1 protein-coding gene is annotated in these 1933 nt (G+C 71.9%); it reads right to left on the bottom strand.

What is annotated here, in order from left to right; genetic code table 11:
• Positions 1-1822, bottom strand: a 1822-nt coding sequence (gene acs / locus ACFWEK_RS21245; protein ID WP_430555328.1) for an acetate--CoA ligase, incomplete at its 3' end; no start/stop codon positions are given.
• Between the last annotated feature and the right edge of the window lie 111 nt (positions 1823-1933).

A 1933-nucleotide genomic window follows, 5' to 3' on the forward strand; every position in this document is an offset into this window, starting at 1 on the left:
GGCCGATCTCCTTGGCGACGTGGTTGCGCAGCTCCTGCTGGACCTCCTCGGCGCCCTCCGGCGTCGAGGCGCGGTCCGCGTGCTCGCCGCGCAGGATGACGAACGCGACGACCGCCTGGCCGGTGGTCTCGTCGTTGGCGCCGACGACGGCGGCCTCGGCCACGACGTCGTGCGAGACGAGGGCGGACTCGATCTCCGTGGTCGACAGGCGGTGGCCGGAGACGTTCATGACATCGTCCACCCGGCCGAGCAGCCAGATGTCGCCGTCCTCGTCCTTCTTCGCGCCGTCGCCGGCGAAGTAGAGGCCCTCGAACCGCGACCAGTACGTGTCCTTGAAGCGCTGCAGGTCGCCCCAGATGCCGCGCAGCATGGACGGCCACGGCTCGGAGAGCACGAGGTACCCGCCACCGCCGTCGGGCACGGAACGGGCTTCGTCGTCGACGACGTCGGCCACGATGCCGGGCAGCGCGACCTGCGCCGAGCCGGGCTTGGTGGCGGTGACGCCGGGCAGCGGGCTGATCATGATGGCGCCCGTCTCGGTCTGCCACCAGGTGTCGACGATGGGGGCGGTGTCGCCGCCGATGACGCGGCGGTACCACATCCACGCCTCGGGGTTGATGGGCTCGCCCACCGACCCGAGCACGCGCAGGCTCGTCAGGTCGAAGCCGGCGGGGATGTCCTCGCCCCACTTCATGCAGGTGCGGATCGCGGTCGGCGCGGTGTAGAGGATCGAGACCTTGTACTTCTCGACGAGCTCCCACCAGCGGCCGCGGTGCGGGGTGTCCGGAGTGCCCTCGTACAGCACCTGGGTGGCGCCGTTGGTCAGCGGCCCGTAGACGACGTACGTGTGCCCGGTGACCCAGCCGATGTCGGCGGTGCACCAGTAGACGTCGCTCTCGGCCTTGAGGTCGAAGACGTTCTTGTGGGTGTACGCCGCCTGCGTGAGGTAGCCGCCCGTGGTGTGCAGGATGCCCTTCGGCTTCCCCGTCGTGCCCGACGTGTACAGGATGAACAGGGGGTGCTCGGCGTCGACCGGGACGGGCTCGTGGAAGGTGTCCGCGTGCTCCAGGGCGTCGTGCCACCAGACGTCGCGGCCCTCGGTCCAGTCGACGTCCTGCTCGGTGCGCCTGACGACCAGCACGTGCTCGACTGTCGTCGCCGGCTCCCCGTCCTTGGGGCCGATCGCCTCGTCGACGGCGGGCTTGAGGGCGGACGGCGCGCCGCGGCGGTAGCCGCCGTCGGCCGTGATGACCAGCTTGGCCTCGGCGTCGGCGATGCGGCTGCGCAGCGCGTCGGCGGAGAAGCCGCCGAACACCACCGAGTGCGGGGCGCCGATGCGGGCGCACGCCAGCATCGCGACGACCGACTCGACGAGCATCGGCAGGTAGATGACGACGCGGTCGCCCTTCGTCACGCCCAGCGACGTGAGCGCGTTCGCGGCGCGGGACACCTCGCGCTGCAGGTCCGCGTAGGTGACGGTGCGGGTGTCGCCCGGCTCGCCCTCGAAGTGGATGGCGACCCGGTCGCCGAGCCCGGCCTCGACGTGCCGGTCCACCGCGTTGTAGGCGGCGTTGAGCTGCCCGTCGGCGAACCACTTCGCCACGGGCGCCTCGGACCAGTCGAGGGTCTGGGTGAACGGCGTGGACCAGCTGACCAGCTCCCGAGCCTGGTCGGCCCAGAACCCGAGCCGGTCGGCCTTGGCCTCCTCGTACAGGGACGGCCGGGCGTTCGCCTGCGCCGCGAAGGCGGGGCTGGGCGGGAACGCTCGCGTCTCGTGCAGCAGGTTCTCGAGGCTGGGGGCGGTGGTCTCGTTCTCTGGCACGCTTACCTCCGGTGCGCATCGTCGCTGGTGCGTTCCCCGTCGGGACGACGGCGTGTCGCGACCCCGGGGACGGCGGCGCCCCGCGGGGCCCCGCCGTCGGGAGTCTAGACC

The organism is Isoptericola sp. NPDC060257 (assembly GCF_042726645.1).
Lineage (GTDB): Bacteria > Actinomycetota > Actinomycetes > Actinomycetales > Cellulomonadaceae > Isoptericola > Isoptericola nanjingensis.